We start from the raw sequence: 26,208 nt of genomic DNA on the forward strand, positions 1-26,208 counted from the left end.
CAAATGTCCCGGAAGGAAGAGCCTTCCGGGACATTTTTTTAGTCCATCATGTTGTCCAGATCCTCGCGGTTATCACGGTTGCGCAGATTGATATCGGAGGTCTTCACCATTTGGCGCTTCAGCATTTCCACGGTTTGCACGTACTCTGTGTTATTCAGCTTGCCGGATTTTAAGCCCTCCATTTGCGTCATAAGCTTTTGCTCCGGCGACACATAAATATGGTAGTAGCGCGGCACGACGGAGGCGGCTGTTTTGTAGACCTGGTCAGCCACCAGCTTGCGGTTTGTAGTGTTGGCGCGGTAGGCAACGAACACTTCATCATCCGTCACCATCGTGGCCGCATCGGTCACATCAGGCAGCTGGACGGCCATATCGGTAATAATATTGGACAGGGTGCCGCGGTCGACATAGGAATTCTGGCTTGTGCCGACACTCGCGTCCCCTTTTTGCTTGCGGGTATAGCCGATCTGGGTGGTTTCCCTGCTCATTCTGGCACGGTTTGTCCCATACAGCTTGCCATTTTCCCGATTGGACAGCAGCACACGGCTTCCCTGCTCTTGCTGCAGAGACTCCTGGTCTGCCGTACCGCGTTGTTGCATGGTGCCCGGTTCATTGACGCGCTCAAGCGGCTGCTGCTCAGCAGTGCGATTGCCGTATTGGCAGGCGGTCAACAAGGACAGACTGGACAGTGTGACAAGTAAAAGCTTTCTCATTTCATACACCCCCTCAGCCTTATTATCTGCCGCCGGCCATCTTTTCAGATTAGAAATTGTTGGAGAGGGTTCTTTATGATACGATAGGGATAACCTTGGAAAACCAAGCCTCCCGTGAGGATTGCATATACAAGCAAAGCGAAAGGAGAGCGGCAATGGAGCAGCATAGTGTAAAACGAGTGGTGACAGTCAGCAATTTGACTTATGAACTGGTGCATGAATACCGCGAGGCCTTTAAGGAAGATGTGTTTAAGGCCCGCTTTACGGATATTTTAAATAAGTACGACTACATTGTAGGAGACTGGGGCTATGGCCAGCTGCGCCTGCGCGGCTTTTTTGAAGACAACAGCCAGCGGGCGACATATGATACGCGAATCAGCACCTTGTCCGAGTACTTGTATGAGTACTGTAATTTCGGATGCGCCCATTTTGTGCTGAAGAAGCTGAGAAAATGAAAAAAAGCGGGGAAGCTTCCCCCGCTTTTCTTATATTAATTCCTCCAAGAAGGAGCGCAGTTCCTCTGCTGTTTCCTCATCGATGCTGTAGGCATACTCCAGGTAGCCCGGCTCCTCCAAATCATCGCGGCCGATAATTGCAAACTTATTGCGCAAAATATCGAGTACAAGCGTCTTGCCGTAATAACGGTCAGATGTAATCAAAGCCAAATCGTGGCGCTGGTTCTCGCCCATAAAGCTGATGAAGCGCGTTTGTGTTGCCACTGTATCATCATATAAGTAAAAGCGTTCTGACATTGTGTATCTCTCCCTTGTATGCAATCCCTTACATATTAACTATAGCAGAGAATGGCACAAAGCGAAATTCGAAAAATTGCTGATTTTTTTGTGAAAACACATTAGAATAAAGGGAGAAGTGCTTTAATTTCCCAACGAAATCGAGGTTGAATACGATGTACTTTGTGGACCGGAAGAAAATTGAACAAACACTGCAGCATCTCGAAAACGTGCTGGCTGCATTTCAGGAGCAACAGGATTTCAGCTGCCGGATAAATCAATATGCACTGGAGCGTCTTGCGCAACTGGCAATCGATTGCGTGCTGGACGTCGGCAATGCCATGATTGACGGGTTCATTATGCGGGACCCGGGCAGCTATGAGGATATTATCGAGATTTTGACAGACGAAAAGGTTGTGCAGCCGGAGGAAGGCACAGCACTCAAGCAGGTTGTGCGGCTGCGTAAAATGCTGATTCAGGATTACATCGCCGTACAGCATGAGGAAGTGCTGGCTGTGCTGCGGGAGCATTTCGCCGTGCTGGCGGCCTATCCATCTCACGTACGTCGCTATTTGGAGCAGGAGCTCGGTCCGGTATCGGCTTTTTCGAATTCGTAAGCGGAGGGAGCAAGAAACGATGGACATGAACACACGCTCCACGAAAGAGGAAATTCTCAGCCTGTTAAAGGCCAAGAAGCAAATGACAGTCACAGAGCTGGCACGGGAACTGGGCGTAACGGAAATGGCGGTGCGCCGCCATATCAGCAAGCTTGAGAAGGACGAATATATTCAGGCGACGCTGGTGCGCCAGCATATTGGCCGCCCTACGTATGTGTACACGTTGAGCGCCAAGGGCGAGGATATCTTTCCGAAGCAGTACAAGGATTTTGCCATGGAAATGCTGGAGAGCCTGTCAGACCTGGGCCATGCCAATCTTGTGGAGCAGCTGCTGAAAGCAAGAACGGACCGGATGAAGGAGCTGCTGGAGCAGCGGCTGCTGGATAAGCCGACCACCTTTTCCCGCTTGGCTGAGGTCATTGCCGCCCAGCAGCAAAACGGCTACATGGCACACATGGAGCTCGAGAGCCAAGGAAATTTCATTATGAAAAAGCAGAACTGCCCGCTTCTGTCGGTGGCTGAGAAGTTCCCCGCCCTCTGTGACAATGAGGTAGATATGTATCAGGAGCTCCTCCCCGACACGGAAGTGGCACTCATTTCCTGCGTCTCCGGCGGCGACTGTGCCTGCACCTACCGCATTACCGAGAAAACGCTTTGAGCAGAAGCGTTTTTTTCTGTTTGAAAACAGGTTAAGATAAGGAAGACTACATATTTAAAAGGAGTACAGCCATGAAGAAGTACAAGGGTTATCTCATTGACCTCGATGGTACGATGTACCGCGGAGAGGAAAAGATTGAAGAGGCAAGTGATTTTGTAAAAGCGCTGCAGGAAAAGGGCATTCCCTACCTGTTCGTAACAAACAACTCCACCCGCCGTCCGGAGCAGGTGGCGGACAAGCTTATGAGCATGGACATTCCGGCAACGCCGGAGCAGGTATTCACAACCAGCCAGGCAGCAGCGAACTTCATTGCGGAGCGCAAAGCGGATGCTTCTGTCTACATGATCGGAGAAGAAGGGCTGGAAGCGGCGCTGCAGGAAAAAGGCTTCACGATGAACGATGTGGATCCGGACTTCGTCATTACGGGCTTGGACCGCGAAATTACATATGAGAAGCTGGCAAAAGCATGCCTCGCAGTGCGCAAAGGGGCAACCTTCCTTTCCACAAACGCTGACATCGCGCTGCCGACGGAACGCGGCCTTATGCCTGGGAACGGTTCCTTAACGTCTGTTGTGGCTGTTTCTACCACGGTGCAGCCGACCTTCATCGGCAAGCCGGAGCCCATCATCATTGAGCAGGCGCTGAAAATCATCGGCACCTCCAAGGAAGAAACGCTGATGGTCGGCGACTACTATGACACAGACATTCTGGCGGGCCTTCGCGCCGGACTGGACACGCTCATGGTGCACACGGGCGTGACAACACCGGAAAAGCTGCGCGAGTATGGGGAGCAGCCGACATATGCAATTCATTCTCTGACGGAATGGATGGACAAGATATAAAAACAGGGACCGATCTCAGCTTGAGAGAGGTCCTTTTTGTTTCCATGTTTTCATGTCAACGTACTGTCTCAAAATATGTAGGATATTTGAAGGGGATTTTTCAGGAAACAGCCAAATCCTTATGTTGTTTATATGAATAAAGAGGAGTTGTCAGAAAAGAACATTTGTTCGTTTTTACGGAATGTAGTATACTGATCTTATAGAATATTTTTGAAGAGGAGGAAGAAATATGGCGAGTGATGTGAGGCAGCTGTTATCACTTTTGGAAATGACATCAGAGCAGGAAGAACTGGCTGTCCGGTATTTACAGACAGAGGATAAGAGTTTACTGGAGAAGCTGGAGAAAACGAAAATCCGGGATAAGCGGCGGCAGCAATTTGCCTGGCAATTTCCGGAGGCCTTCAAGAAAACGTACAAAAGAGATCCGGCGCTGCTGCGGCTGTTTTGCCATTTGACAGAGGCGGACTTATACAATGCCGTGCTCGTCCGTTTTTCCTATTCTTACATGGACTTTCCAGAAATGTGGGGGTATTTGGAGAAGAGCGGCATTCCGCTGGACGGCTTGGTTGCGGTTGCCTGCAAGCAGCTGGCGAAGCTGAGCGGGGAGCTGAACCGGGCGGATGAATTTCTGCGGGACTTGATGAGGGAGCAGCCAGCCTATCTGGAGAAGCAGCTTCAGGTGCTGCATGGAGAGCAGAAGCTGCTGCTGCTCATGCTACTGCTGGCATATGAGCATGAGCGTTTTCAGGAATATTTGCCGCTGCTTGAAGCTGAACTGCGGCAGCAGGCGGATTTTGTGCTGCGCACGAGTACATATCCGCAGTATGCAGATGCAGCCAGGCAGTATATGGCGGGTGAAGAAACAAAGGAATTTCCGGTCAGTTCTTCGCTGCCTGAGGTGACGTGGAGGCTTCTGTTCCGCTTGTATCCTTACAGCGCGGCGGCAAAGCGGTATGTGAGCCTGCTGGCGGAGCGCAACAGCAAGCAGTTTCTGTCCTATGCCCTGCAGAGCGCCGGCGGCCAACTGGACCGCTCCTATCTGGGCAAGGTGGAGTTGGATGAAGCGGTATATGAGCGCTTGGGCGCCATTTGCGGCGAGTTCGGGCTGTCAGCGGAGCGGACATTTGCGTATGTTTTGACAAAGTCGGAGCTGCAGCCGCACGAATACGAGCGGAAGCTACTGTTGGACAAGCTGGACCAAGACCCGGAGTTTGTGCGGAGCTCTCTCGAGTATGTAAGCAAGATCCACTATTTGGAGGTGGCGATGCTGCTGGCGGGGAAGGGCTTTGAGCCGAACCGCCTCCGCTTGCAGAAGGAATTCATCATGAGTGTGACGCGCTCTGTCCCGTCAGCCGTTCGGGAGCCATACCGGGAGTACTTGGCGGGTACATTGCCATATGAGAGCCTGCGCGAAACGCTGGATCAGCCGAAGCACCGGCTGTATCTGCACATCCCGGCATTTGAAACAGCCCTGCTCTGGGATGTGGAGGAAGCGGCAAAGCGGGAGGCTTCCATTTCGCTCCGATACGGGTCGGAATATGACCGCAGCTTGTATGAGCTGGCTGCGGGCTATCATGGCTCTTCCGACGTGCTGGAGGATTTGCTTGCCTATGGCTGGACGCGGGAGGAGCTTGTGAATTTGGCTGTAGCCCACTGCGCAAGAGGGATGATGTACAGCGACCGCAGCCGGCAGGCGGAGGAAGTGCTGTGGACCTTTATCTTACGCTCACGACAGTACGTGATGGAACAGTTTGCGCAGTTTGCGGTGGATGAGCGTCTCCTTCTGCTGGAGGGGCTGGCAAAGGACAATCGGGAAGCGGTGCGCCCGCTTCTGATTCAAAGCCTCGGCGATTCCTCCAAAAAGGTGCGTTCCGCTGCAGTGGAGCTGCTTGTGCAGGATCAGGGAGCGGGAGAAGATGTTGTAAAGGAGCTCGGCAGCAAGAAGAAAACGGTCCGGGAGCAAGCCATGCGCATTTTGCTTTCCTATGGCGGAGTCCATCATGAGCTTGTACAGGAAGCGCTGCAGGAGAAAAGAAATGCTTCGCTTGTGGATGAGTTCGCGGCGCTGCTTGGCCGGGAGGATCATTCCTCTCTTGGAGTGGAGGCCCTCTGCGCCCGGCTGCTGTCACCGCAAAAGCGGGCTGCCCTTGTGCAGTGGCTTGGCTTCGAGCCGCAGGTCCGTCTGCGCGATGTTGAGACAATCGCGGACCCGATCCTGCCGCTTGCCTATATGCAGCAATACTTGGCTGACCCTGTCATCGGGAAGAAGGAGACAGCGGAAACCATCCGGGAAGCGCTGCGTGAGGAGGACTTGCGTGAGCTTGTACAGGCGCTGTATCAGCTTTGGATTTCCCAAGGGGCAGATGCCAAGAAGCGCGGGGTGCTGACGCTGTACGGTCTGCATGGCAATGAAGAAATGGTGCTGCTGCTGAAGAAGCAGCTGGATGAGTGGGCGCTGCATATGCGAGGCGCTCTTGCCGCGATGGCGGTGCAGGCATTGGCGCTGTCGCCACCCCGCCTGGCGCTTATGCTCATTCAATCTATGTCTTTTAAATACAAGCAAAAGCAAGTGCGTACAGCGGCTTGTGAGGCGATGAGCCTGGCTGCCAAGGCGCGCGGCATCACGGAGGAGGAGCTCGAGGACCAGCTTGTCCCGGATCTTGGCTTCAATAAGCGCGGAGAAAAGACAATTGATTATGGCAGCCGCACCTTCACTGCCTATTTGACACCTGAATTAAAAATTGAATTAAAGAATGAGGATGGCAAGGTCATGAAGTCCCTGCCGAAGCCGAACGCAAAGGATGATGCCGCGCTTGCGGAAGCGGCGAAGGAGGAGCTGTCCGCCAGCAAGAAGCAGCTGCGCAGCGTAATCGGCATTCAGACGCAGCGGCTGGAAATGGCGCTGTCCCTGAACCGGTATTGGTCACAGCAAACATGGAAGGATTTATTTGTGGAAAACCCGATTATGCAGCAGTTTGCCATCTCCCTCATTTGGGGCGAGTATGAGGAAGGACGGCTGAAGGCAACCTTCCGCCATATGGAGGATGGCACGTTCAATACTATTGAGGAGGAAGAGCATGAGCTTGGGGCGCAAACTGTGATTGGCCTTGTGCATCCGCTGGAGCTTTCAGAGAAGGAGCGTTCCGCCTGGCACGAGCAGCTGGAGGACTACGAGATTGTGCAGCCATTTCTGCAGGCGGCGCGGCCGGTATTTACTGTGGCAGAGGACGAGAACAGCAGGGTTGAGCGCTTTGGCGGCATAGAGCTGAACGGCCGGTCGCTGCTTGGCAAGATGACCAAGTTCGGCTGGAGCCGCGGCTCCGTGCAGGATGGCGGGGTGTATGACTCCTTCTATAAGGAGGATGCAAGATCCGGCATCGGAGCGGAGCTGTCCTTCAGCGGCGCGCCTGTCGGCTATGAGGAGGAGGACGTTTGCTTATATGATATCGTGTTCTATCGGGCCGGCACGGTAAAACGGGGCTCCTATGAATACGATGAAATTGATGAGGCGCGGCGCGTGCCGCCGCAGGCTGTGCCGCCCCGTATGTTCAGTGAAATTATATATGATGTCAGCCGGACGGCAGAGGGAAGCACAAGCCGTGACGAAAACTGGCGCAGCAAGCGATAAATGGAGGAAGACACATGCAGGCAATGAAGCCGTTAATGGAAGAGCTGTATGAGGAGGAATTGCAGGCTTTGGCAGCGCATGATGCGTTTCCGAAGCCGCACAACTGGCGCTTGTCGCCGCGGGCAGTACGAAGCTTTATTGTCGGCGAAGAGGAGCCGCTGCCCTTGAATGGGAAGGAGGTGCGCATCCGGCGGAAGTTTTATGGAGACGACGCCCTGGTGGAGCGCGCCATTGTCACGCTGGCCGGCAATCGCGGGCTGATGCTGATCGGTGAGCCGGGAACGGCGAAAACGATGCTGAGCGAGCTGCTGTCGGCGGCCATTTGCGGCAACAGCCGCAACACGGTGCAGGGCACAGCCGCAACGACGGAGGATGTGATTAAATACTCCTGGAACTATGCGCTGCTGTTGGCAAAGGGTCCGGTGCGGGAGGCGCTCGTGCCGGGGCCGTTGTTTCATGGAATGGAGCAGGGCATCCTGACACGCTTCGAGGAGCTGACGCGCTGTCCGCAGGAGGTGCAGGATTCGCTGGTCAGCGTGCTGAGCGATAAAGTGATAAATATTCCGGAGCTTGGCGAAGCCGGGCTGCTGGCAGCGAAGCCTGGATTCAATATCATCGCCACCGCCAATACGCGCGACCGCGGAGTGAACGAAATGAGCAGCGCCCTGAAGCGGCGCTTCAACTTTGAAACGGTGAAGCCGATTGCGGATGTGAAGCTCGAGGCGGAAATTATGGAGTCTCAGGTAACGCAGCTCTTGGGAGCTTCCGGCATCCAGCCGGAAATTGACCATGAAGTGCTGCAGCTGCTGGCGACTGTGTTCCACGAGCTTCGGGAAGGGGTCACGGCGGACGGTAGGCGAATTGACCGGCCATCTTCGGTGATGAGCACGGCTGAAGCGGTATCTGTGTATTTTCAAAGCGCAATGGATGCCTATTACTACGGGAACGGCCGCGTGAAGATGGACGCGCTCGTCAAATATTTGGCCGGAACAGTTGCGAAGGAGCAAAAGGATGACACCGAGAAGCTGCGCAGCTATTTCAACAGTATCATCAAGCAGCGCAGCCAGGCAGGAGGGGGCGTATGGAGGGAATTCTTCGAGGCACGGAAGCACCTGAAGTAAGGGCGTTTTTGCAGCAGGCCAGCCTGGACCGCCCGGTTGTGTACATGCCGGTGCGCCATCACAGTCCGGCCTGTGCGTTTCATGTGCAGCAGCTTATGGATGTGTACCAGCCGGAAATCATCCTGGTGGAGGGGCCGGCTGAATGCACACCGCTGATTCCGCACCTTGTCAGCGGTGATACAGAGGCGCCGGTGTCCATGTACTGCAGCTACGATGACAAAACAGAGGCGCTCGCGCCCGGCGGCGGGAAGCACCGGGCCTACTATCCGTTTTTGGACTATTCGCCCGAGCTCGTGGCATTGCGGGAGGCGGCTGCGCGCGGCATTCCGTCTGCCTTCATCGATCTGCCTTACAAGGAGTACCTGTTTGCGACGCGTGAGGAGGGTGAGCTGCCGGAGGACCATTATTTCCGCCGGAGCGCCTATGTGCACATGCTGGCGGAACGGACAGGCTGCCGCAGCTTCCATGAGTTTTGGGAGAAATACTTTGAGCTGCAAGGCATGGAAATGGATACGGCGGCTTTTATCCGGCAACTGCTCGGGTATTGCTTGTACACAAGAGCGGACTACACGAAGGACATGCTGGAGCGTGACGGCTGCACGGCGCGTGAACTGCACATGGCCAAAGAAATTGCCAAAGCGCGGAAGCAGTACAGCCGCGTTCTTGTCATAACAGGCGGCTTTCATGTGCCGGGGCTGCTGGAGCTGGAGGGCACAAAAGAAAAGCTGGCAAAAAGCCCGCTGCCAGCGGCTCATGCAAAAGCCTATCTCATGCCATACTCCTTCCGGGAGAGCGACCAGGCGGAAGGCTATGACAGCGGCATGCCCGCGCCCGTATTTTACCAATGGCTGTGGGAGAAGGGGCGAGACAAAGCGGCGGAGCAGCTGATGCTGCGCACCGCCCGGCAACTGCGGGGGGAAGGGGTTTCCCTTGCGGATGAAATAGAAGCGGCGCGCATGCTGCGGGAGCTGGCTCTGCTTCGCGGCAAGCTGCAGCCCGGCCTGTATGAGCTGACGGACGCGGTGCGCTCGGTGTTTGTAAAAGGGGAGCTGGGCCCGGCTGAAAAGGCCATGCAGGTGCTCCATGATCGTCTGCGGGGCACGAAGCGCGGGAAACTGTCTGCCGATGCGGAGGTGCCGCCGCTTGTGCAGGACTTTCGGGCGCTTGCCGCCAAATTCCGCCTGCCGGTGCGTTCGACGGTGCCGCAGGAGACAACGCTCGATATCTATAAAAAGGAATCGCACCGGCGGCTCAGCCAATGGTTTCACCGCCTTTCTTTTCTTGGTGTGCCGTTTTGCGAGCGGCTGCGCGGCCCGAACCTCGCCCGCCGGCAGCATGTGCATCTCATGCGGGAAACGTGGCGTTACCGGTTCTCGGCACAGGTGGAAAGCGCGCTGATCGACTTGTCTGTATATGGGGCAACAGTGGAGGAGGCAGCGCAGGACCTGCTGCAGGAGCGTCTGCACCGGACAAAAGGGCGTGCCGGCGAGCGGGCATTCCTGCTGCTGGAGGCGTATTTGAGCGGCCTGTTTGCAGACGCCACGCGCTATCTTGCCTTGGCGGAGGAGGCCATTGGGGAGGACGGCGACTTTGTTTCCATGACAGAGTGCGCTTATTATTTATCCCGTATGGAAGGAGCGGAGGGGGCGGCAGAGCAGGCGCGAAGCAAGGCGCTCTTCCTGTTTTCCACACTGGATGGCGGCGAAGCGGCGGTGACTGCCGAGAAGCTGCTGGAGCTGTATCAGTTGGACCCGGGTGACGAAGCATTGGCGGAGGCGTTGGAGCGCTACACTGTACGGGAAAAGCGGCAGAGTGAAGTGGAGGGTGTCGCGCACGGCTTGCTTGCCGTTTTGGAGCGGCGCAGTATGGCTGACGTGCTGACTGCGGCACAGGGATATTTTTACGGAAGCGGCGACATGCAGAAGCAAGCCCCCTTCTTCCTCAGAGGCTTGTTTGCCGGGGCGAAGGAGCTGTTTCTGTACAACAAGGGACTGCTGGAAGGGCTGTCACATGTACTGGAGTCATTGGCAGAGGAAGCATTTTTAGAGCTGCTGCCGCACTTGCGGCTGCTGTTTGGGCAGTTTACACCGCTGGAGGTGGACCGGGTCGCCAAGCAGGTTGTTGGGCTGTATGAAGGTGAAGTGGACATTCGGCAGGAGGAGCCAGTGTCCGAAGCAGTGCTTGCATATGGCATGGAGCTGGATAGGCGGGCCCGATATATGCTGAGAGAACGGGGGCTGTATGATGGGGAATAAGGAAATTGCGTTGAACCGCTGGCGGCTCGTTCTTGGCAAATATGCGGATGACACGCTGCCGCTTCCGGATGAAGCGTATGTGGAAATAGATGAGGCTCTGGATTTTTTATACGAGCGCGAACGGGATGAAGAGCGGGGCGGTTCCCTGAGCCCTTCCCAACTCACTGTACCCGTCTGGATTTCCAAGGTGCGCGAGCTGTTTCCAAAGGAAGCGGTTGAGGTCATGGAAAAGCACGCGCTGGAGAAGTATGAGCTGACCGCTTTGCTGGAGGACAAGGAAACGCTGCAGAAGCTGGAGCCGAACATGAATCTGCTGCGGAGCATCCTGCAGTTCAAGCATCATATGAAGCAGGATGTGCTGCAGACGGCAAAGCGCATTGTGGCTGCTGTGGCGGAGGAGCTGCGTCGGACGCTTGAACAGGAAATCAAGCCTGTCTTAAGCGGGAGGCCGGACCGCAACCGGCCGAGCCGGGTCCAGATGATGAGGAACTTTGATTTTAAAAAAACAGTCCGGAAAAATTTGAAGCACTTCGATCAGGAGACGGGCACGCTCCGGATCGAGAAGCCCTACTTTTATGCGGCAACACGGCATCAAACACCATGGCGCATCATCCTGGCTGTGGATGAGAGCGGCAGCATGCTGGATGCTGTCATCCACAGCGCGGTGATGGCCGGCATTTTTGCCAGCCTGCCGGCATTGCGGACAGACCTGTTTATTTTTGATACGGATATTGTGGACTTGACGGACCGGATCCAGGACCCGGTGGAAACGCTGCTGAGCGTGCAGCTGGGCGGCGGCACGTACATTGCGGGCGCCCTCCGTTATGCATCGCAAAAGCTGGAAGCGCCGCAGCAAACCATTGTCGTGCTTGTCACCGATTTGTATGAAGGAGGCAGCTATGCCGAAATGTACCGGGAAGCGCGCCGTATGGTGGAATCGGGGGCAAAGCTTATTGTTTTGACGTCCCTGGACCCGGAGGCGCAGCCGTTTTATGACAAGCAGGCAGCGCAGAAAATGGCGGCGCTCGGGGCGCATGTCGCCGCATTAACACCAGGGAGGCTGGCACAATGGATCGCCGAAATCATTTCTTAAATACTGCTGCGTCCTTGGATGAGGCATATTTCATTGCCCTCTCCAACAAGGGAACCTATAAGCGGGCGGTAAAGGATTTAGCCGCTGCGCCGCAGGTCAGCATGGAGCTGACGGATGAAGCAGCACGTGTGCAGCTGGCTGATGGCACAGCTGTCACCTTTACCGGCGATATTCACCGCTTTTCCTGCTCTTGCGGCGCCCGGACGGTGTGCAAGCATGTTATTATGGCTCTCCTGGCGGCACAAGAAGAAGCGGGAGAGCAGGAGGCGGAGCAGCGGGATTTCTCTGCGTTGCTGTCAATCGATTTACGCAGTGCGGCGCCGAAGCTGTGGGAGGAACTCTGCTTCCGCGAGCCGTTTCAAGCACAGCCGGTGATTGAGGAAGGAGCGTCACTGCTGTTGTCTTTCCCGGCGGAAGCAATTACGGTCCGCTTTTTGGAGCCGTCATTGTCTGCGGCAGTATGTACATGTAAAGCGGCGGATGTGTGCCTGCATAAGGCAGAGGCGCTATATGCCTATCAAAGAAGCAAGGGCCGGCAATACGGAGAAGAGGGGCAGCAGGCGCGGGTGCTGTCTGCCGCTGAAGCAGAGCCGTTCCGCACCGTGGCCGGACAGCTGCTTGGCGGGGGGCTGACAAGAATGCCTGCAAGCATCATCCATGAACTGGAGGGGCTGTCCGTCCAAGCGCGCGCCCTGCGGCTGCCGCGCCTCGAAAATATGCTGCGCCGTTTGGCGGCGGAGATCGATTTGTACCGCCGCAAGCATGCCGGCTTTCAGTCTGCTTCGTACAGGCGGCTGGCAGCGGATTTCTATGAATACCTGCTGCTGCTTGAAAAGGGGCGCATCTGCGATATGCCGCGCGCAGACTATTATGAAGTGCCGCCGCTGCTGCTTCATGGCATGGGTGCGGCCGGCTGGACAACGAAGTCCGGCTACACAGGCGTTACCTACTACCTGTATGAGGGGCAAAGGCAACGCCTGTTCACCTATACGCAATCCCGGCCGCTGTTTTATGAGGGCCGGAGCGTGACAGCCAAGCAGCTGTATGAGCAGCCTGCTCCGTGGGGCGTATCGGGAAGCGGCTCGCTGCTGTCCCGGTCCAGTGTGCGGCTCCATAGGGCCAAGCTGAGCCGGGATGGGCAGCTCTCCTCCAGCACGCAAACGATTGGAGAAGTGATTGGTGCAACGGACCTGTCAGCCTGCAGCCCGCCGTTCCTCAGCTCTTGGGAGGAGCTGCTGCTTCGCGTAAAAACAGAAGAAGGCTCTGTGTACCTCATTGAGGCGGCAGAAGCCGGCAGATGGTCCTATCATGAGCTTTTGCAAAGCTGGCGGGTGCCGCTTATGGACGCGGCAGGAAAGGCATTGCAGCTGCAGGTGAAGCCGCACTCTGAGCGGCAGCTCCGGCAGCTGAAGGATTATATGGAATTGCCGGGCAGGAAGCGCCTGCTCGTGTATCCGCATGTGGAGGCTGGGAGGCTGATGGTGCGGCCAGCTGTGTGCTATACAGAAGCAGGCGGTATTTTCAATGTTACGCTGGAGGAAGGAGGACTGCTCCATGACCGAAATCGCCCGCGTTATGAATGAACTGGAGCAGCTGCTCGACGAACTGTTGTTGACCGGGTTCGCAGCGGTGCCGCCTTCTTTTTTCGCAGAGATGGAGCGGGAGTGCAGGCGGCATGGACTGGCGTATGCGGCGGAGCAGCTTCGGATTCTGGGGGAAGAGCGGGAGCAGAGCCGTTTTTCGTACGAAACGGAGTATGGAAGAGCCGCAGCGGCCTTTTGCCGGCTGCAGCAATATATGGAGCTCGTACAGAAGGAAATGCTGTCCTTATAGAAGCGGCGACAATAGGACGCAGGCCGGACAAAGAGAGAATGACAAGCCGGTAGCTGAGGAAGTGACCTTGTGCCGGGCGGGCAATCTGTACCTTAAAGCGGGAATATAAGCGTGGTATACTCCTTCTATATCCAAAAGAGAGGGGAGATTGGCATGGCTTTGGAAATGCGGGAAGCTTGTGAACGATGCAGTGCGGCAGTTGAAGAGAGTTCTCTTGCCTACATATGTGTGTATGAATGTACCTTCTGTGCTCCGTGCACGGAGGAAATGAATTATGTCTGCCCGAATTGCGGCGGCGAGCTTGTCAGGAGGCCACGGAAGCGGCAGAGTGCCGCTTCCGTGTCTTCAGATGGAGCGTGTTGAAGGTGAGCAGGATTGCCAAAACGCCGGAACCGCCTTATTATGCCGTAATTTTTGCTTCGCAGCGGATGGAAGGGGATAAGGGCTATGCTGAAATGGCAGACAGGATGGTGCAATTGGCATCTGAGCAAGAGGGCTTTTTGGGCATGGAGAGTGTTCGCGACCATGAACTGGGACTGACCATTTCGTATTGGGAATCCTTGGAGGCTATACGGAACTGGAAGGAACATGCCGCACATCAGGCAGCACAAAAAAGAGGAAAAGCAGAATGGTACAAAAGCTTTGCCCTGCGGGTGTGCAAGGTGGAGCGTGACAGCATCTTTCCTGCAGAGGAGGGGAAATGCTGAGCATTGCTCCATCCCCAGCTGCAGCGGGAGGGAACAGCATTCCAAATCCGTTCCGAAAAATTGAGAAAAAAGAGGATGCACCGTTCAATCCAAATCGTAATCCCTGCAAGGATGATGTAAAGAGTAGTCCTATTCAAGATTGAAATCAGACCATTCAAAATACGCTCTGCTCCCTGGCGCTTGGTCTCATCTCCTTTCGTATACTTGCTGCGATTATAATCACATATACCACAATATAACAATATGAGATTTGTTATATTGTAGATTCCCATGTGTGTGTTTATTCACAGTCTTTTCAACTGCTTTTTCCGTGTGATAGACTAGAGAAAAATTTGCTGCTTGTAAGAAAGAGAATCTTTTTGAGACACCAAGGGGGGCAGAGAGATGCTATATTCCAATACAGTTGCGCATGTTTCCTATAAGGACAGCGGTTTGATCTTTAAGTGTATCAGGCGAGGGCAAGAGTTTATCCATACGTTTTGCGAAGGGAAGATGCTGCATAAGCTTGGTCTGGAACCTGAGCAGTTTGTCAACCGTACCCTGCATGATGTATTTGAACCGGACGTAGCCGAGGCTTTGCTGAAAAATCACCAGGCTGCCTGGCAGGGGCAGCATGTGGAAATGGAAGGCACATTGCGGGGCATACCTTACGTGTGCTACATCCGGCCGGTGTATGACGGGGGTAAAGTTGTGGAGATTATTGGAACCTGCATTGATATGACAGAACGTCTCAAGATGCAGGAGGAAATGCAACAGGCTAAAGAAGAAGCACAAAAAGCCAGTATTGCTAAATCTGAATTTCTATCTAAAATGAGCCATGAGCTCCGGACGCCGCTCAACGCCATTCTCGGCTTTGCCCAGCTATTGGACATGCAGCAGCTTACGGCAAAGCCGCAGGAGTTTGTTCAGGAGATTCTTGGAGCAGGCCGGCATTTGTTGCATTTAATCGACGACGTACTGGATTTGTCACGCATTGAGTCAGGGAAGCTGAAAGTTTCGTTGGAAGCGGTTTCGTTCAGCCGGCTGTTGCAGGAATGTCTGCAAATTGTCAGTCTGCAGGCAGAAAAAAAGTATATTTTAATGGACCAGCACTTGAACGGACATAACGATGCTGTTGTCCTGGCAGACCCTGTCCGCTTAAAGCAGGTGCTGCTTAATTTGCTGAATAATGCGGTGAAGTACAACAAGATGAATGGCCGGGTCGTGGTCTCTCTGTGCGCAAGAGAAGGCCGGCTGTTTGTATATGTAAAAGACACTGGACCGGGTCTGCCTCTCGATGAGCAGGAGAAGATTTTTCAGCCATTTTACCGTATACGGGGGACGGAGGAGGATGGCGTCGGCATCGGTCTCTTTCTGACCAAGCATCTTGTCGACATGATGGATGGACAGATGGGAGTACAAAGTACGCCAGGAGCGGGCAGTGACTTTTGGTTCAGTCTGCCGCTGTATCAGGCTGAGCCGGCCGCCGGCAATGAAGAGCATGTGGAGGAGGCAGCTGCGTTTTACCGCGTCCTCTATATCGAGGATAACCCGCGCAGCCTGGAACTGGTGAAAAACATCCTGCTTTTGGAGGACAGCTATACCTTGCTGACCGCCACGAATGGAATAGAAGGCTTGGAGCTTGCGCGCAGACAGTCTGTAGATATCATTTTGCTGGATATGAACCTGCCGGACATGCATGGATATGAAGTTTTTGAACAGCTGAAGGCAGACCAGAGAACCTGTGGGATTCCGGTTATTGCCATCAGTGCAAATGCAATGCCAGGGGATATTGAGCAGACACTGCAGAAGGGGTTCCACACCTATTTGACAAAGCCGATTGATGTAAGAGGATTATTGTCTGTGCTAGAGAGCCTGAGAAGGGGGAACCGGCAGTGAGAGTGTTTATTGCGGAGGATGATGTGCGGTCAAGACGCATGCTGAGGCACATGATTGAGCATGTGCCTGGCTATGAGGTGATGGGAGAAGCAAAAGACGGGGAAGAGCTGATTGCCGGTGTGTTGAGGGAAAAGCCGGATACCGTGCTGGTGGACATTGACATGCCATTGCTGAATGGTATGGAGGCGGTGAAGGCTTGTAAACGATTGCAGCCGGACCTGCAGGTCATTTTCACGACAGGGCATAAGGAATATGCAATAGAGGCATTCCGGGTACATGCAATCGATTACATTGTCAAGCCCATCGAGCGGGACCGCTTGTATGCTGCTTTAGAGCATTCGGCGCAGCTGCTGCGGAGCAGGCAGCCTATCGGCAAAAGCATGATGATCAAGCAGCATCAGCAGATGATTTTCGTGCCGCTTGAGGAAATTCTGTTTATTGAACGGGCGGAGCGCAAGGCGGTCATTCATACAGTACAGCGGAAGTATGAGTTAAATGAAGCACTGGCAAAATTGGAGGACACGCTGGATGCCCGGTTTGTTTCCTCTCATCGCTCATATCTCATTAACCTTGAAGCATTGGAGCGGATTGAAACAGCAGGCCAGCACTACAAAGCCTATTTTAAAAACTATACAGAGGCAGCAAAGATATCCAAACACAAGCTGGCGGAGCTGCAGAAATATAAAGCAATGTGAAGCTTAGTCGGGGGACTGAGCTTCTTTTGTTTGGCTGCTGCCGAAAGCTAAAGGATTAATGGAACACACAATCGGAATCAAAGAGACTGTATGCCCATTACGTGCATCAGTCTCTTTTTTATTTTTTAAAAATTCTACTTTTTTTGTCTATTCGGACGAAAGGGATGTCTGAGTGGGGAAAGGCGGTTTCTGTCCGGCTCTAATTCTTGTCCGAAGCCTGTTCGACGCCTGGTTTGTAATCGATTACAATCGGTTCATAGCAACAGGGAAGGAAACGAGAGCGAATGGTCAGGATTATGGATGTGGCAAAACGGGCCAACGTATCGACAGCGACAGTTTCCCGTGTGTTGAGCAAGCCCGAAGCTGTGCGCCGGGAGACAATTGAGAAGGTCATGGAGGCTGTGCAGGAGCTGAACTATCAACCGAATCTCTTAGCAAGGCAGCTGCGGCGGCTGGAGACAAAAACCATTCTTGTGGTCGTTCCGGATATTACAAATACGTTCTTTTCCAAGGTGCTGCGGGGGATTGAGGCATTGACACTGGAGCATGGCTACCGTGTATTGCTCGGAGACACCGATAATGATGTGGAACAGGAGCTGGAATACTTAAGCATTCTGCAGCAAAAGCAGGCAGATGGACTGATCCTGCTGACAGCAAGGATGGAAGCCAGTGTTATTGAAGAAATGGCACAGCAATATCCCATCGTACTGGCTTGCGAGTATGTGGAGGGCGCCCAAATTCCGACGGTCTCCATTGACAACATCAGCAGCGCCAGGAAGGCAACGGAATACTTGATTCAACTTGGACACCAAAGAATCGGCTGCATCACGGGGCCGCTGACAATTGTGCTTGGGCACGACCGGCTGAAGGGGTTCCGCCAGGCAATGGCCCATAATGAATGTATGATTGACCCGCTGCTTGTGCAGGAGGGGGACTTCTCGTATGAGAGCGGCTTCAATATGATGACGAAGCTGCTGGCACTGGATGCACCGCCGACAGCCGTGTTTGCAGCAAGCGACCAGATGGCGATGGGAGCCGTGAAGGCTGTGCAGGCTAAGGGATTGACAGTGCCTGATGATATTTCCGTAATTGGGTTTGATGATATTGCTTTCTCAGCCCTGTTCGAACCAAGCCTGACAACAATTGCCCAGCCGGCCTATGAAATTGGCGTAAAGGCGGCAGAGCTGCTGCTGCAGCTCATACAGCAGGAAGAGATTCGCAGAGATCAGTATATTTTGCAGGATGAGCTGGTTGTCCGCCTGTCGACCTGCAAATGCAGGTGACAAAGCATAAGGCTTTTCTTTTTCAATGGGGTGTAATCGATTACATCGAAAGGGGTGATGTGGGATCTCATGGGTGTATCCCCAAACTTCAAAAACCAGGGATGAATGGAGGAAGCAGAGATGAAGCTCGGTTATCAAACAAATACCTGGGGTGGTGTCGTTGGCCACCCGGCAGGTGTTACTTCTATCAGGGACTTATACTATCTGGCTAACGGATCAACAGAAGAGGCATTGCGTGACATTGCCGCGGCTGGCTATGGCGGCTTTGAAATCTTTGACGGCAATCTCATGCAGTTCAAGGATCGTAAGGAAGAGTTTACAGCACTGCTGCAGGAGCACAAGCTAACCTTTATTGGCGTATATACAGGGGGCAATTTCATCTATCCGGATGTGCTGGAGGAGGAGCTGGCGAAGGTGGAGGAAACAGCGGCGCTGGCAGCTGAACTCGGTGCAGGGCATCTTATAGTCGGCGGCGGCGCGATCCGCGGCAATGGCATTCTGGAAAGTGATTATCAGGAGCTTGGCCAGGCGCTCGACCGTGTTGTGGCAATTGCCAAAAGGTATGGGCTCGTGCCAAGCTATCACCCGCACCTTGGCACGATGGTGCAGTCTCCGGAGCAGCTCGATAAGCTGATGCCGCTGACAGCCATCCATCTTTGCCCGGACACAGCGCATATTGAAGCGGGAGGCGGCGACCCGGTGGATGTGATCCGCAAGTATGCAGACCGCATTAAGTATGTGCATTTCAAAGACTATGAAAATGGTGAATTCGTGCCGCTTGGCGAAGGACATCAGCAGTTTGATGACATGGTTGCCATCCTTGAAGCAAACGGCTACGAGGGCTGGGTGACGGTCGAGCTTGACAGCTACCCGGATCCGAAGCAGGGTGCTGCAATCAGCCGCCGCTTTTTACAAAAATATGAATCTGCGAAGCAAGCATAACAGGAGGCCTATATGAAAAAGAAAACGACAGTTTTATTGACGGCAGTCATGACAGGGGCAATTATGCTATCCGCTTGCGGCAATGCCGGCACAGAAAAGGCAAGCAGCAGCGAGCAGAAGGAAGTAAATGTGGCGGCAACCGGACCGCTGACAATCAATCCTGATATCCCGAGCGACAAGAAAATCATGAGCAAAGGGCCGCACGGCGAGGAAGCAGTATCTGCCAAAACACTGAAGCTGACAGAGGAAGAAATCGATAAGATCAAGCAGGGCAAGTATAAGGCAGCCATCGTCATGCACTATGCGGGCAATGACTGGTCCACTGCGCAGATTAACGGCTTGAAGGCTGCCTTCAAGCGAATGGGCATTGAGGTGGTGGCTGTAACAGATGCCCAGTTTAAAGCCGAGAAGCAGGTATCTGATCTGGAAACCGTACTGGCACAAAAGCCGGATCTGATTGTCAGTATCCCAGTTGATGCTGTGTCCACGGCAGATGCTTACAAAAAAGCAGCGGCAGCCGGAGTGAAGCTTGTATTCATGGACAACGCGCCGCAGGGACTGCAGGCTGGCAAGGATTATGTGAGCGTTGTTTCTGCTGACAATTATGGAAACGGAATTGAAGCGGCCGACATTATGGCAAAGCAACTTGGCGAGAAAGGTGACATCGGCGTCGTCTTTCATGATGCGGACTTCTTCGTAACAAAGCAGCGTACAGAAGCGTTTGAAGCAACTATGAAGGAAAAATATCCAAACATTAAAATTGTGGCGCGCGGCGGTGTTACTGACCCGAACCAAGGGGAGAAGGTAGCCTCTGCGATGCTGACTAAGAATCCGAACTTAAAAGGCATTTTTGCGGTATGGGATGTGCCGGCTGAAGGCGTGCTGGCAGCCGTACGCACGGCAGGCCGCAATGATCTGGCCATCACAACGATTGACCTTGGCACAAACGTGGCATTAGATATTGCTTCCGGCGGCAACGTAAAGGGTCTTGGCGCTCAGCTGCCGTATGACCAGGGCATTTCCGAGGCAATCCTGGCAGGCTATGCTTTTCTCGGCAAGCAGGCTCCGCCATACGTAGCAGTGCCATCCATGAAGGTAACAAAAGAAAACGTACTGGATGCCTGGAAGCTTGTGTATCATCAGGATGCTCCTGACGTAATCCAAAAAGCAGCGAAATAAGGGAGGCATATTTATATGAAAAAATTAAACGTAGGAATGATTGGCGGCGGATTTATGGGCAAGGCGCATGCACTCGCATATGCAGGCATGCCGATGTTTTTCTGGCCGGCACCCGCGATTCCGCACCGCCACACAGTGGTGGATGTAACAGACGAACTGGCAAAGAACGCAGCGGCGCGTCTGGGCTTCGACAACTACTCTTCTGACTGGAGAGCGGTAGTTGAGAATCCGGAAATCGATATTATTGATATCGTAACACCAAATGACTCCCATGCAGAAATTGCAATCGCAGCAGCAAAAGCCGGCAAGCATATCATTTCAGAAAAGCCATTGGCGCGCAATGCCGCTGAGGCGAAGCTGATGCTGGATGCAGTCAGAGCAGCCGGCGTAAAGCACATGGTAGCCTTCAACTACCGGAGAACACCGGCGGTTGCGCTGGCCAAGAAATATATTGAAGAAGGCCGTATCGGCAAAATCCTGAACTTCCGAGGCACATATCTGCAGGATTGGTCTGCTGATCCGAACTCTCCGCTGTCTTGGCGCTTCCAAAAGAAGATTGCTGGCTCTGGCGCGCTCGGTGACATTGGTACGCATGTAGTAGATTTCGCCCGCTACCTCGTCGGTGAGATTTCTGACGTAATGGCAGTGGCGCAGACATGGATTCCAGAACGGCCGCTGCAAACAGGCGGCGCTGACAAGCTTGGCACGGTTAAAGGCGACAATGAAGCACCAAAAGGCGCGGTGGATGTAGATGACGAGTTTATTACTCTGGTGAAGTTCGCGAACGGCGCAATCGGCAGCATTGAAGCGACACGCAATGCTTGGGGCCGCAACAATTTCCTGACCTTTGAAATTCACGGTGAAAAAGGCTCTCTGTATTTTAACTACGAGCGCCGTGATGAACTGAAGGTCAGCTTTGCGGATGATCCGGCTGACAGCCGCGGCTTCCGTACTGTCTACACAGGACCTGCTCATCCGTACGGTGAAGGCCTATGGCCAATTCCGGCACTGGGCATTGGCTACGGCGAAACAAAGATTATTGAAACATACGATTTTCTGAAGTCCATTGCGTCCGACACAAGTGTGTCACCGGATTTTGCTGATGGCTACCAAATCGCGGTTATTGCGGATGCCATCCTGGAGTCAGCAGAGAAGGGTGTTTGGGTGAAAGCTGCAGCGGAGCTGGCGGAAGTAAAGTAGTGGAAGGGGAGGCTGCTGCATAAGCAGCCTCTATCTCAAGTGAAGAAGGTGAACAGCGTGGAGCAGCCAATGCTTGCCATGAAGGGTGTTTCCAAAGCATTTAACGGCATTACAGTTCTCGATTCAGTAGATTTCTCTGTACAACGCGGCGAGGTGCATGCGCTTATGGGCGGCAACGGGGCAGGGAAATCTACTTTAATGAAGATTCTGACGGGTGTATACACAGCCGATGCAGGCGAGATTTTCATAGAAGGGCAGAAGGTGTCCATCCAAAGCATGGAGGATGCCCGCGATAACTATATCTCCATGATTTTTCAAGAGTTCAGCTTAATTCCGACACTGACAGTTGCCCAAAATATGTTTCTGACCAGGGAACCGAAAACATCGCTTGGCCTGCTGAATGATAAGGAAGGAATTGAGAAGGCAAGGGAGCTGCTCGAAGAATTGGAGGTGGCAATTGATCCAAACGATGTGGTGGCAGACCTTGGGGTTGGCTATTGGCAGATGACTGAAATTGCCAAGGCCTTGTCGCAGGAGGCCAAAATTCTCATCATGGACGAGCCGACATCCTCTTTAACGAAAAAGGAAACAGAGGTCCTGTTCTCTTTTATTCGCAAGCTGAAGACCAAGGGATACTCCATCGTTTACATTTCCCACCGGATGGACGAAATTTTTGAAATTTGCGACCGCATTACGATTTTGCGTGATGGTAAGCTGGTGGCGACTGAGCGATGCGCGGATACGACACTAGAAGCCGTGATCGGGCATATTGTCGGCACCGACATGAGCAAGGCTTTTGAGTGGAAGGAGCGAACCTACGCGACGGATGTTACCCCGGTGCTGCAGGTCAAAGGCTTGCATGCCGGTACGAAGGTGAAGGATGTCAGCTTTTCCATTTATCCGGGCGAAATTCTTGGCGTTGCCGGTCTCATGGGCAGCGGACGTTCGGAAATGGCCCGGGCCATCTTCGGAATCGATGCCAAGGACAGCGGCGAGGTGCTCATACACGGCAAGCCGCAAACCATTAAGGGTGCACCGGATGCGGTAAAAGCCGGGCTGGCGCTCATTCCGGAGGACCGCCGCGTGCAGGGGCTTGTGCTCGAGCATAGCGTGAAGGACAACATCATTCTTCCGATTATTTCCAAGCTGCGGAAGGGCATGATCTTGGATGACAGGAAAGCGGAGGAAGTAGCGGAAAGCCTGGTCAAGAAGCTGCGTATTAAAACAGACAATATCTTTAAAACGGCAAGGCTGCTGTCGGGCGGCAATCAGCAAAAAATTGTGCTGGCCAAATGGCTGGCCAACAATCCGACCGCCCTGCTGCTGGATGAACCGACAATTGGGGTGGACATCGGCGCCAAGACAGAAATTATAGACGTCATTCGTGATTTGGCGGACAGCGGCAAAGCGATTCTTGTCATCTCCTCAGAAATTCCGGAGCTGCTTGCGCTGAGCGACCGTGTGATTGTTATGCATGAGGGAACCATTGTAAAGGAACTAAAACGGACAGATATTCAAACAGAGGAGGATTTGCAGCATGCCATCCAAGGGTATTGAGACAAGCGGCCAGCCAGTGATAAAGCAACAGCCGCTGAAGAGGCTGGAGTGGCGCAATTACATTGTGTATCTGGCTTTTGTGGGTGTAATTATCTATTTCTCTCTCACTTTATATGATAAGGGCTTTGTAACAAGTGATAACATCCTAAATATTGCTAGACAAACAGCGATGATTTCTATTATGGGCCTCGCAATGACATTTGTAATCAGCACTGGAGAAATTGATTTGTCTGTCGGCTCCATTGCTGCCTTGTCTTCTCTGACAGCAGCACTTGCCCTAAAGATGGGACTCGGGCTCGTCGGCGGCTTGGCAGCTGGTCTGGGAACAGGTCTGGTGGTTGGTTTAGTAAATGGTTTGCTGGTAACGAAGGTGGCCATTCCGTCCTTCCTCGTCACCCTCGGTACAATGGGGGCAGTCAAGGGCTTGGCAATGTGGAGCACCAACACAGCCCCTGTTCCGATCGTGGATGCCACCTTCAATTTTGTATTTGGCTCCGGTGACATCGGCAAGCTTCCCATTCTGCTGGTCTGGACATTGGCAGCAACCATTGTTGCCCACATTTTACTGCGAAAAACTGCTTTTGGCCGCCAAACATTGGCAACTGGGGGCAACGAAAGTGCAGCCAGATTTTCCGGTGTGAAGACAGATCGAATTAAGCTGTACGTTTTTCTTGGCACAGGCTTGATGGCGGGACTGGCCGGGCTTCTGTATGCGGGCCGAATGCACGCCGGGCGCTTTACATTCGGCGATGGCGATGAGCTATCTGTCATTGCAGCGGTCATTCTCGGCGGCACAAGCTTATTTGGCGGCATTGGCACGGTTATCGGCACAGTCATTGGTTCCCTGATGATTGGTACCATTAACAATGGTCTTATCTTGATGGGTCTGGACGTCAGCCAACAAATGATTATTAAGGGCTTGATTATCATCCTCGCCGTGGCTTTTGGCAAAAAGGCAGCAAAGAAGTAAAGGGAGGTCAGCGACGTGGAAAAAATCAAAGTGGGCATTATCGGCACAGGATTTATCGGACCGACCCATATTGAAGCAATCAGACGGCTTGGTTTTGTGGAGGTGGTCGGCCTGGCGGAAAACAGTCAGGCTGCTGCTGAACAGAAGGCAGCAGCACTCAGCATTCCAAAGGCGTACGGGTCTTATCAGGACATGCTGCAGGATCCGGACATTCAGGTGATCCATAACTGCACGCCGAATCATCTTCATTTTACGATTAATAAGGAAATTATTTTGGCAGGCAAGCATGTTCTGTCTGAAAAGCCGCTGGCAATGACAAGCAGCGAGTCTGCTGAACTGCTGGCGCTGGCAAAGCAGCATGGAGTTGTGCACGGGGTAAACTTTAATTACCGCCAGTACGCAGCCGTGCAGCAGCTCGCCTCCATGGTACGCACAGGGGACCTTGGCCATATACATTTGGTGCACGGAAGCTACCTGCAGGATTGGCTGCTGTATGAGACTGATTTTAACTGGCGCCTTTCTCCGGAAGCAGGCGGCAACTCCCGGGCAGTGGCAGACATCGGCTCCCACTGGTGTGATACTGTACAGTATGTAACGGGCAAACGCATTACAGAAGTGTTCGCCGACCTTGCAACAGTCATTCCTGTGCGAAAAAAGAGCAAGGGCGGTGCTGCAACCTTCACTTCTCAGCGGGAGGAAACAGAGTACGAGGACGTAGAAATCCGCACAGAGGACTATGCATCTGTTCTCATTAAATTGGAAGACGGCTCCCGCGGAGTATTTACAGTGTCACAGGTAAGCGCCGGCCGCAAGAACCGCCTGAGCTTTGAGCTCGACGGAAGCAAGCATGCCGCCTTCTGGAACCAGGAGGAGCCGGAAAAGCTTTGGTTCGGCCACCGTGATAAGCCGAATGAGGTGCTGCTGGCAGACCCGGCCTTGTTCTTGCCGGATGCCAAGCCGTTCATCCACCATCCGGGCGGCCATAACGAGGGCTGGCCGGATGCGCTGAAGAATATGATGCAGAACTTCTACGGATTTATTCGCGCTGGCAAGGATCCGCAGCAGGATCAGGCAAGCTTCGCCACATTCGCAGACGGGCATATTTCCATGTGCATTACGGATGCCATTCTGCGCAGCCATGCCGAGCAGCGCTGGGTGAAGGTAGCCGAGGAGGAATTTGCATGAAGCTTGGTGTATTTACAGTCTTGTATCAAAGCCTGCCGTTTGAAGCCATGCTGGATAAGCTGCAAAGCATGGGTGTGGAAGCTGTGGAGATTGGCACTGGCAACTACCCGGGCACAAACCACTGCAACCCGGAGGAGCTGCTGAACAACCCGGAAAAGCTGCGCGCCTTCAAGCAAGCCATTACAAGCCGCGGTTTGATCATCAGTGCTCTCAGCTGCCACGGCAATCCGCTGCATCCGAACCCAGAGATTGCTGCCGCCGCGCACCAGACTTGGCGCAATACGGTTCTTTTGGCAGAGCAGCTCGGGGTTGCGGTCATCAATCTCTTCTCCGGCTGTCCCGGCGACCAGCCGGGAGCAAAAGCGCCGAACTGGGTCACCTGCTCCTGGCCGCCGGAATACCTGGAGGTGTTAAGCTGGCAGTGGGATGAGGTGGTTCTTCCATACTGGAAGCGGGAAGCGGAGTTTGCCGAGATGCACGGTGTGCATAAGATTGCCTTTGAAATGCACCCTGGCTTTGTTGTGTATAATCCAGAAACGCTCCTGAAGCTGCGGGAACATGCCGGTCCAAGCATTGGCGCCAATTTCGACCCAAGTCACCTTATCTGGCAGGGCATCGACCCGGTGGAAGCCATCAAGGAGTTGGGCAAGGAGGGAGCCATCTTCCACTTCCATGCCAAGGACACTTACTTGGACAAAGCAAACATCAGCCGGAATGGCATGCTGGACACGAAGCACTACAGTGATATCTTAAACCGCTCCTGGACCTTCCGCTCGGTTGGCTACGGCCAAGATAAAAAGCGATGGAAGGATATGGTGAGTGCGCTGCGGGCAGTTGGATATGATTATGTCATTTCTATTGAGCATGAAGACATGCTGGCATCTGTAGACGAAGGCCTGGGGAAAGCCATTTCCCTGCTCAAGGATGTGATGTTTACAGAGCAGACTGCGGATATGTGGTGGGCCTAGGAGACAAACAGCGAAAGTTACCCTCTTGTTTTTGTCCAGCCAGATTAGCCAAAATTGAGCATTTCCGATCATTATGGACGGATTCAGGCGAAAGTAAGAGGCTGCCTACTATGCCAGTGTCCAACTTTTGGGGCTGGTATAAGACCATACGAA

24 protein-coding genes are annotated in these 26,208 nt (G+C 53.6%); 22 read left to right on the plus strand and 2 right to left on the minus strand.

Annotated features, from left to right (window positions below; genetic code table 11):
- Positions 1–38: 38 nt before the first annotated feature.
- The gene (locus NK662_RS14585; protein WP_438503624.1) at positions 39–713 is read right to left on the minus strand and encodes a YhcN/YlaJ family sporulation lipoprotein; all 675 of its coding nucleotides are present in this window, start codon (positions 711–713) and stop codon (positions 39–41) included.
- A gap of 155 nt (positions 714–868) precedes the next feature.
- On the opposite strand from NK662_RS14585, the gene NK662_RS14590 reads away from it, so the two are divergent.
- Positions 869–1,168, plus strand: coding sequence for a YutD family protein (locus tag NK662_RS14590; protein WP_254759674.1), 300 nt, complete (start codon positions 869–871; stop codon positions 1,166–1,168).
- A gap of 30 nt (positions 1,169–1,198) precedes the next feature.
- Here the strand turns inward: NK662_RS14590 and NK662_RS14595 are convergent, their stop codons facing one another.
- Positions 1,199–1,465, minus strand: coding sequence for a DUF3055 domain-containing protein (locus NK662_RS14595; protein WP_254759675.1), 267 nt, complete (start codon positions 1,463–1,465; stop codon positions 1,199–1,201).
- A 155-nt stretch (positions 1,466–1,620) separates the two neighbouring features.
- On the opposite strand from NK662_RS14595, the gene NK662_RS14600 reads away from it, so the two are divergent.
- The 21 genes from NK662_RS14600 (at position 1,621) to NK662_RS14700 (ending at position 26,055) form a co-directional block, all read left to right on the plus strand.
- A complete protein-coding gene (locus NK662_RS14600; RefSeq protein ID WP_254759676.1) occupies positions 1,621–2,061 on the plus strand; it encodes a DUF86 domain-containing protein in 441 nt (146 codons plus the stop codon).
- A gap of 19 nt (positions 2,062–2,080) precedes the next feature.
- On the plus strand, positions 2,081–2,719 hold the full coding sequence (locus tag NK662_RS14605) for a helix-turn-helix transcriptional regulator (RefSeq protein ID WP_254759677.1): 639 nt from the start codon (positions 2,081–2,083) through the stop codon (positions 2,717–2,719).
- A gap of 71 nt (positions 2,720–2,790) precedes the next feature.
- Entirely contained in the window at positions 2,791–3,561 is a 771-nt protein-coding gene (locus NK662_RS14610; RefSeq protein WP_254759678.1) for a TIGR01457 family HAD-type hydrolase, read from the plus strand.
- Positions 3,562–3,790: 229 nt separating this feature from the next.
- Positions 3,791–7,189: a DUF4132 domain-containing protein gene (locus NK662_RS14615; protein ID WP_254759679.1), complete on the plus strand. Its 3,399-nt coding sequence runs from the start codon at positions 3,791–3,793 to the stop codon at positions 7,187–7,189.
- 14 nt (positions 7,190–7,203) lie between these two features.
- On the plus strand, positions 7,204–8,310 hold the full coding sequence (locus tag NK662_RS14620; protein WP_254759680.1) for an ATP-binding protein: 1,107 nt from the start codon (positions 7,204–7,206) through the stop codon (positions 8,308–8,310).
- Positions 8,271–10,565: a DUF5682 family protein gene (locus NK662_RS14625; RefSeq protein WP_254759681.1), complete on the plus strand. Its 2,295-nt coding sequence runs from the start codon at positions 8,271–8,273 to the stop codon at positions 10,563–10,565. The genes NK662_RS14620 and NK662_RS14625 overlap by 40 nt, the downstream gene beginning before the upstream one ends.
- Complete coding sequence (locus NK662_RS14630; protein WP_438503625.1) at positions 10,555–11,658, plus strand: VWA domain-containing protein; 1,104 nt, start codon at positions 10,555–10,557, stop codon at positions 11,656–11,658. The genes NK662_RS14625 and NK662_RS14630 overlap by 11 nt, the downstream gene beginning before the upstream one ends.
- Entirely contained in the window at positions 11,634–13,241 is a 1,608-nt protein-coding gene (locus tag NK662_RS14635) for an SWIM zinc finger family protein (RefSeq protein ID WP_254759683.1), read from the plus strand. Before NK662_RS14630 ends, NK662_RS14635 begins: the two co-directional genes overlap by 25 nt.
- Positions 13,213–13,491, plus strand: coding sequence for a hypothetical protein (locus tag NK662_RS14640; protein ID WP_254759684.1), 279 nt, complete (start codon positions 13,213–13,215; stop codon positions 13,489–13,491). Before NK662_RS14635 ends, NK662_RS14640 begins: the two co-directional genes overlap by 29 nt.
- Before the next feature lie 153 nt (positions 13,492–13,644).
- Complete coding sequence (locus NK662_RS14645) at positions 13,645–13,854, plus strand: DUF1272 domain-containing protein (RefSeq protein WP_254759685.1); 210 nt, start codon at positions 13,645–13,647, stop codon at positions 13,852–13,854.
- 2 nt (positions 13,855–13,856) lie between these two features.
- Complete coding sequence (locus NK662_RS14650; RefSeq protein ID WP_254759686.1) at positions 13,857–14,198, plus strand: antibiotic biosynthesis monooxygenase family protein; 342 nt, start codon at positions 13,857–13,859, stop codon at positions 14,196–14,198.
- A 384-nt stretch (positions 14,199–14,582) separates the two neighbouring features.
- Positions 14,583–16,076, plus strand: a complete 1,494-nt coding sequence (locus NK662_RS14655; RefSeq protein WP_254759687.1) for a PAS domain-containing hybrid sensor histidine kinase/response regulator — start codon at positions 14,583–14,585, stop codon at positions 16,074–16,076.
- Complete coding sequence (locus tag NK662_RS23765) at positions 16,073–16,771, plus strand: LytR/AlgR family response regulator transcription factor (RefSeq protein ID WP_254759688.1); 699 nt, start codon at positions 16,073–16,075, stop codon at positions 16,769–16,771. The genes NK662_RS14655 and NK662_RS23765 overlap by 4 nt, the downstream gene beginning before the upstream one ends.
- A 284-nt stretch (positions 16,772–17,055) precedes the next feature.
- Positions 17,056–18,054, plus strand: a complete 999-nt coding sequence (locus NK662_RS14665) for a LacI family DNA-binding transcriptional regulator (RefSeq protein WP_254759689.1) — start codon at positions 17,056–17,058, stop codon at positions 18,052–18,054.
- Between the two features lie 120 nt (positions 18,055–18,174).
- The gene (locus tag NK662_RS14670; RefSeq protein ID WP_254759690.1) at positions 18,175–18,996 is read left to right on the plus strand and encodes a sugar phosphate isomerase/epimerase family protein; all 822 of its coding nucleotides are present in this window, start codon (positions 18,175–18,177) and stop codon (positions 18,994–18,996) included.
- A 12-nt stretch (positions 18,997–19,008) separates the two neighbouring features.
- Positions 19,009–20,175, plus strand: a complete 1,167-nt coding sequence (locus tag NK662_RS14675) for a substrate-binding domain-containing protein (protein WP_254759691.1) — start codon at positions 19,009–19,011, stop codon at positions 20,173–20,175.
- A gap of 15 nt (positions 20,176–20,190) precedes the next feature.
- Entirely contained in the window at positions 20,191–21,375 is a 1,185-nt protein-coding gene (locus NK662_RS14680; RefSeq protein ID WP_254759692.1) for a levoglucosan dehydrogenase, read from the plus strand.
- Positions 21,376–21,432: 57 nt separating this feature from the next.
- Positions 21,433–22,932, plus strand: coding sequence for a sugar ABC transporter ATP-binding protein (locus NK662_RS14685; protein WP_254759693.1), 1,500 nt, complete (start codon positions 21,433–21,435; stop codon positions 22,930–22,932).
- The gene (locus NK662_RS14690) at positions 22,913–23,902 is read left to right on the plus strand and encodes an ABC transporter permease (protein WP_254759694.1); all 990 of its coding nucleotides are present in this window, start codon (positions 22,913–22,915) and stop codon (positions 23,900–23,902) included. Before NK662_RS14685 ends, NK662_RS14690 begins: the two co-directional genes overlap by 20 nt.
- A gap of 15 nt (positions 23,903–23,917) precedes the next feature.
- Positions 23,918–25,087 carry a Gfo/Idh/MocA family protein gene (locus NK662_RS14695; protein WP_254759695.1) on the plus strand — a complete coding sequence of 390 codons (1,170 nt, stop codon included), beginning with the start codon at positions 23,918–23,920 and terminating at the stop codon, positions 25,085–25,087.
- A complete protein-coding gene (locus tag NK662_RS14700) occupies positions 25,084–26,055 on the plus strand; it encodes a sugar phosphate isomerase/epimerase family protein (protein ID WP_254759696.1) in 972 nt (323 codons plus the stop codon). Before NK662_RS14695 ends, NK662_RS14700 begins: the two co-directional genes overlap by 4 nt.
- The last annotated feature ends 153 nt before the right edge of the window (positions 26,056–26,208 follow it).

The organism is Ectobacillus ponti, from assembly GCF_024294785.1.
GTDB classification, from domain to species: domain Bacteria; phylum Bacillota; class Bacilli; order Bacillales; family Bacillaceae_G; genus Ectobacillus; species Ectobacillus ponti.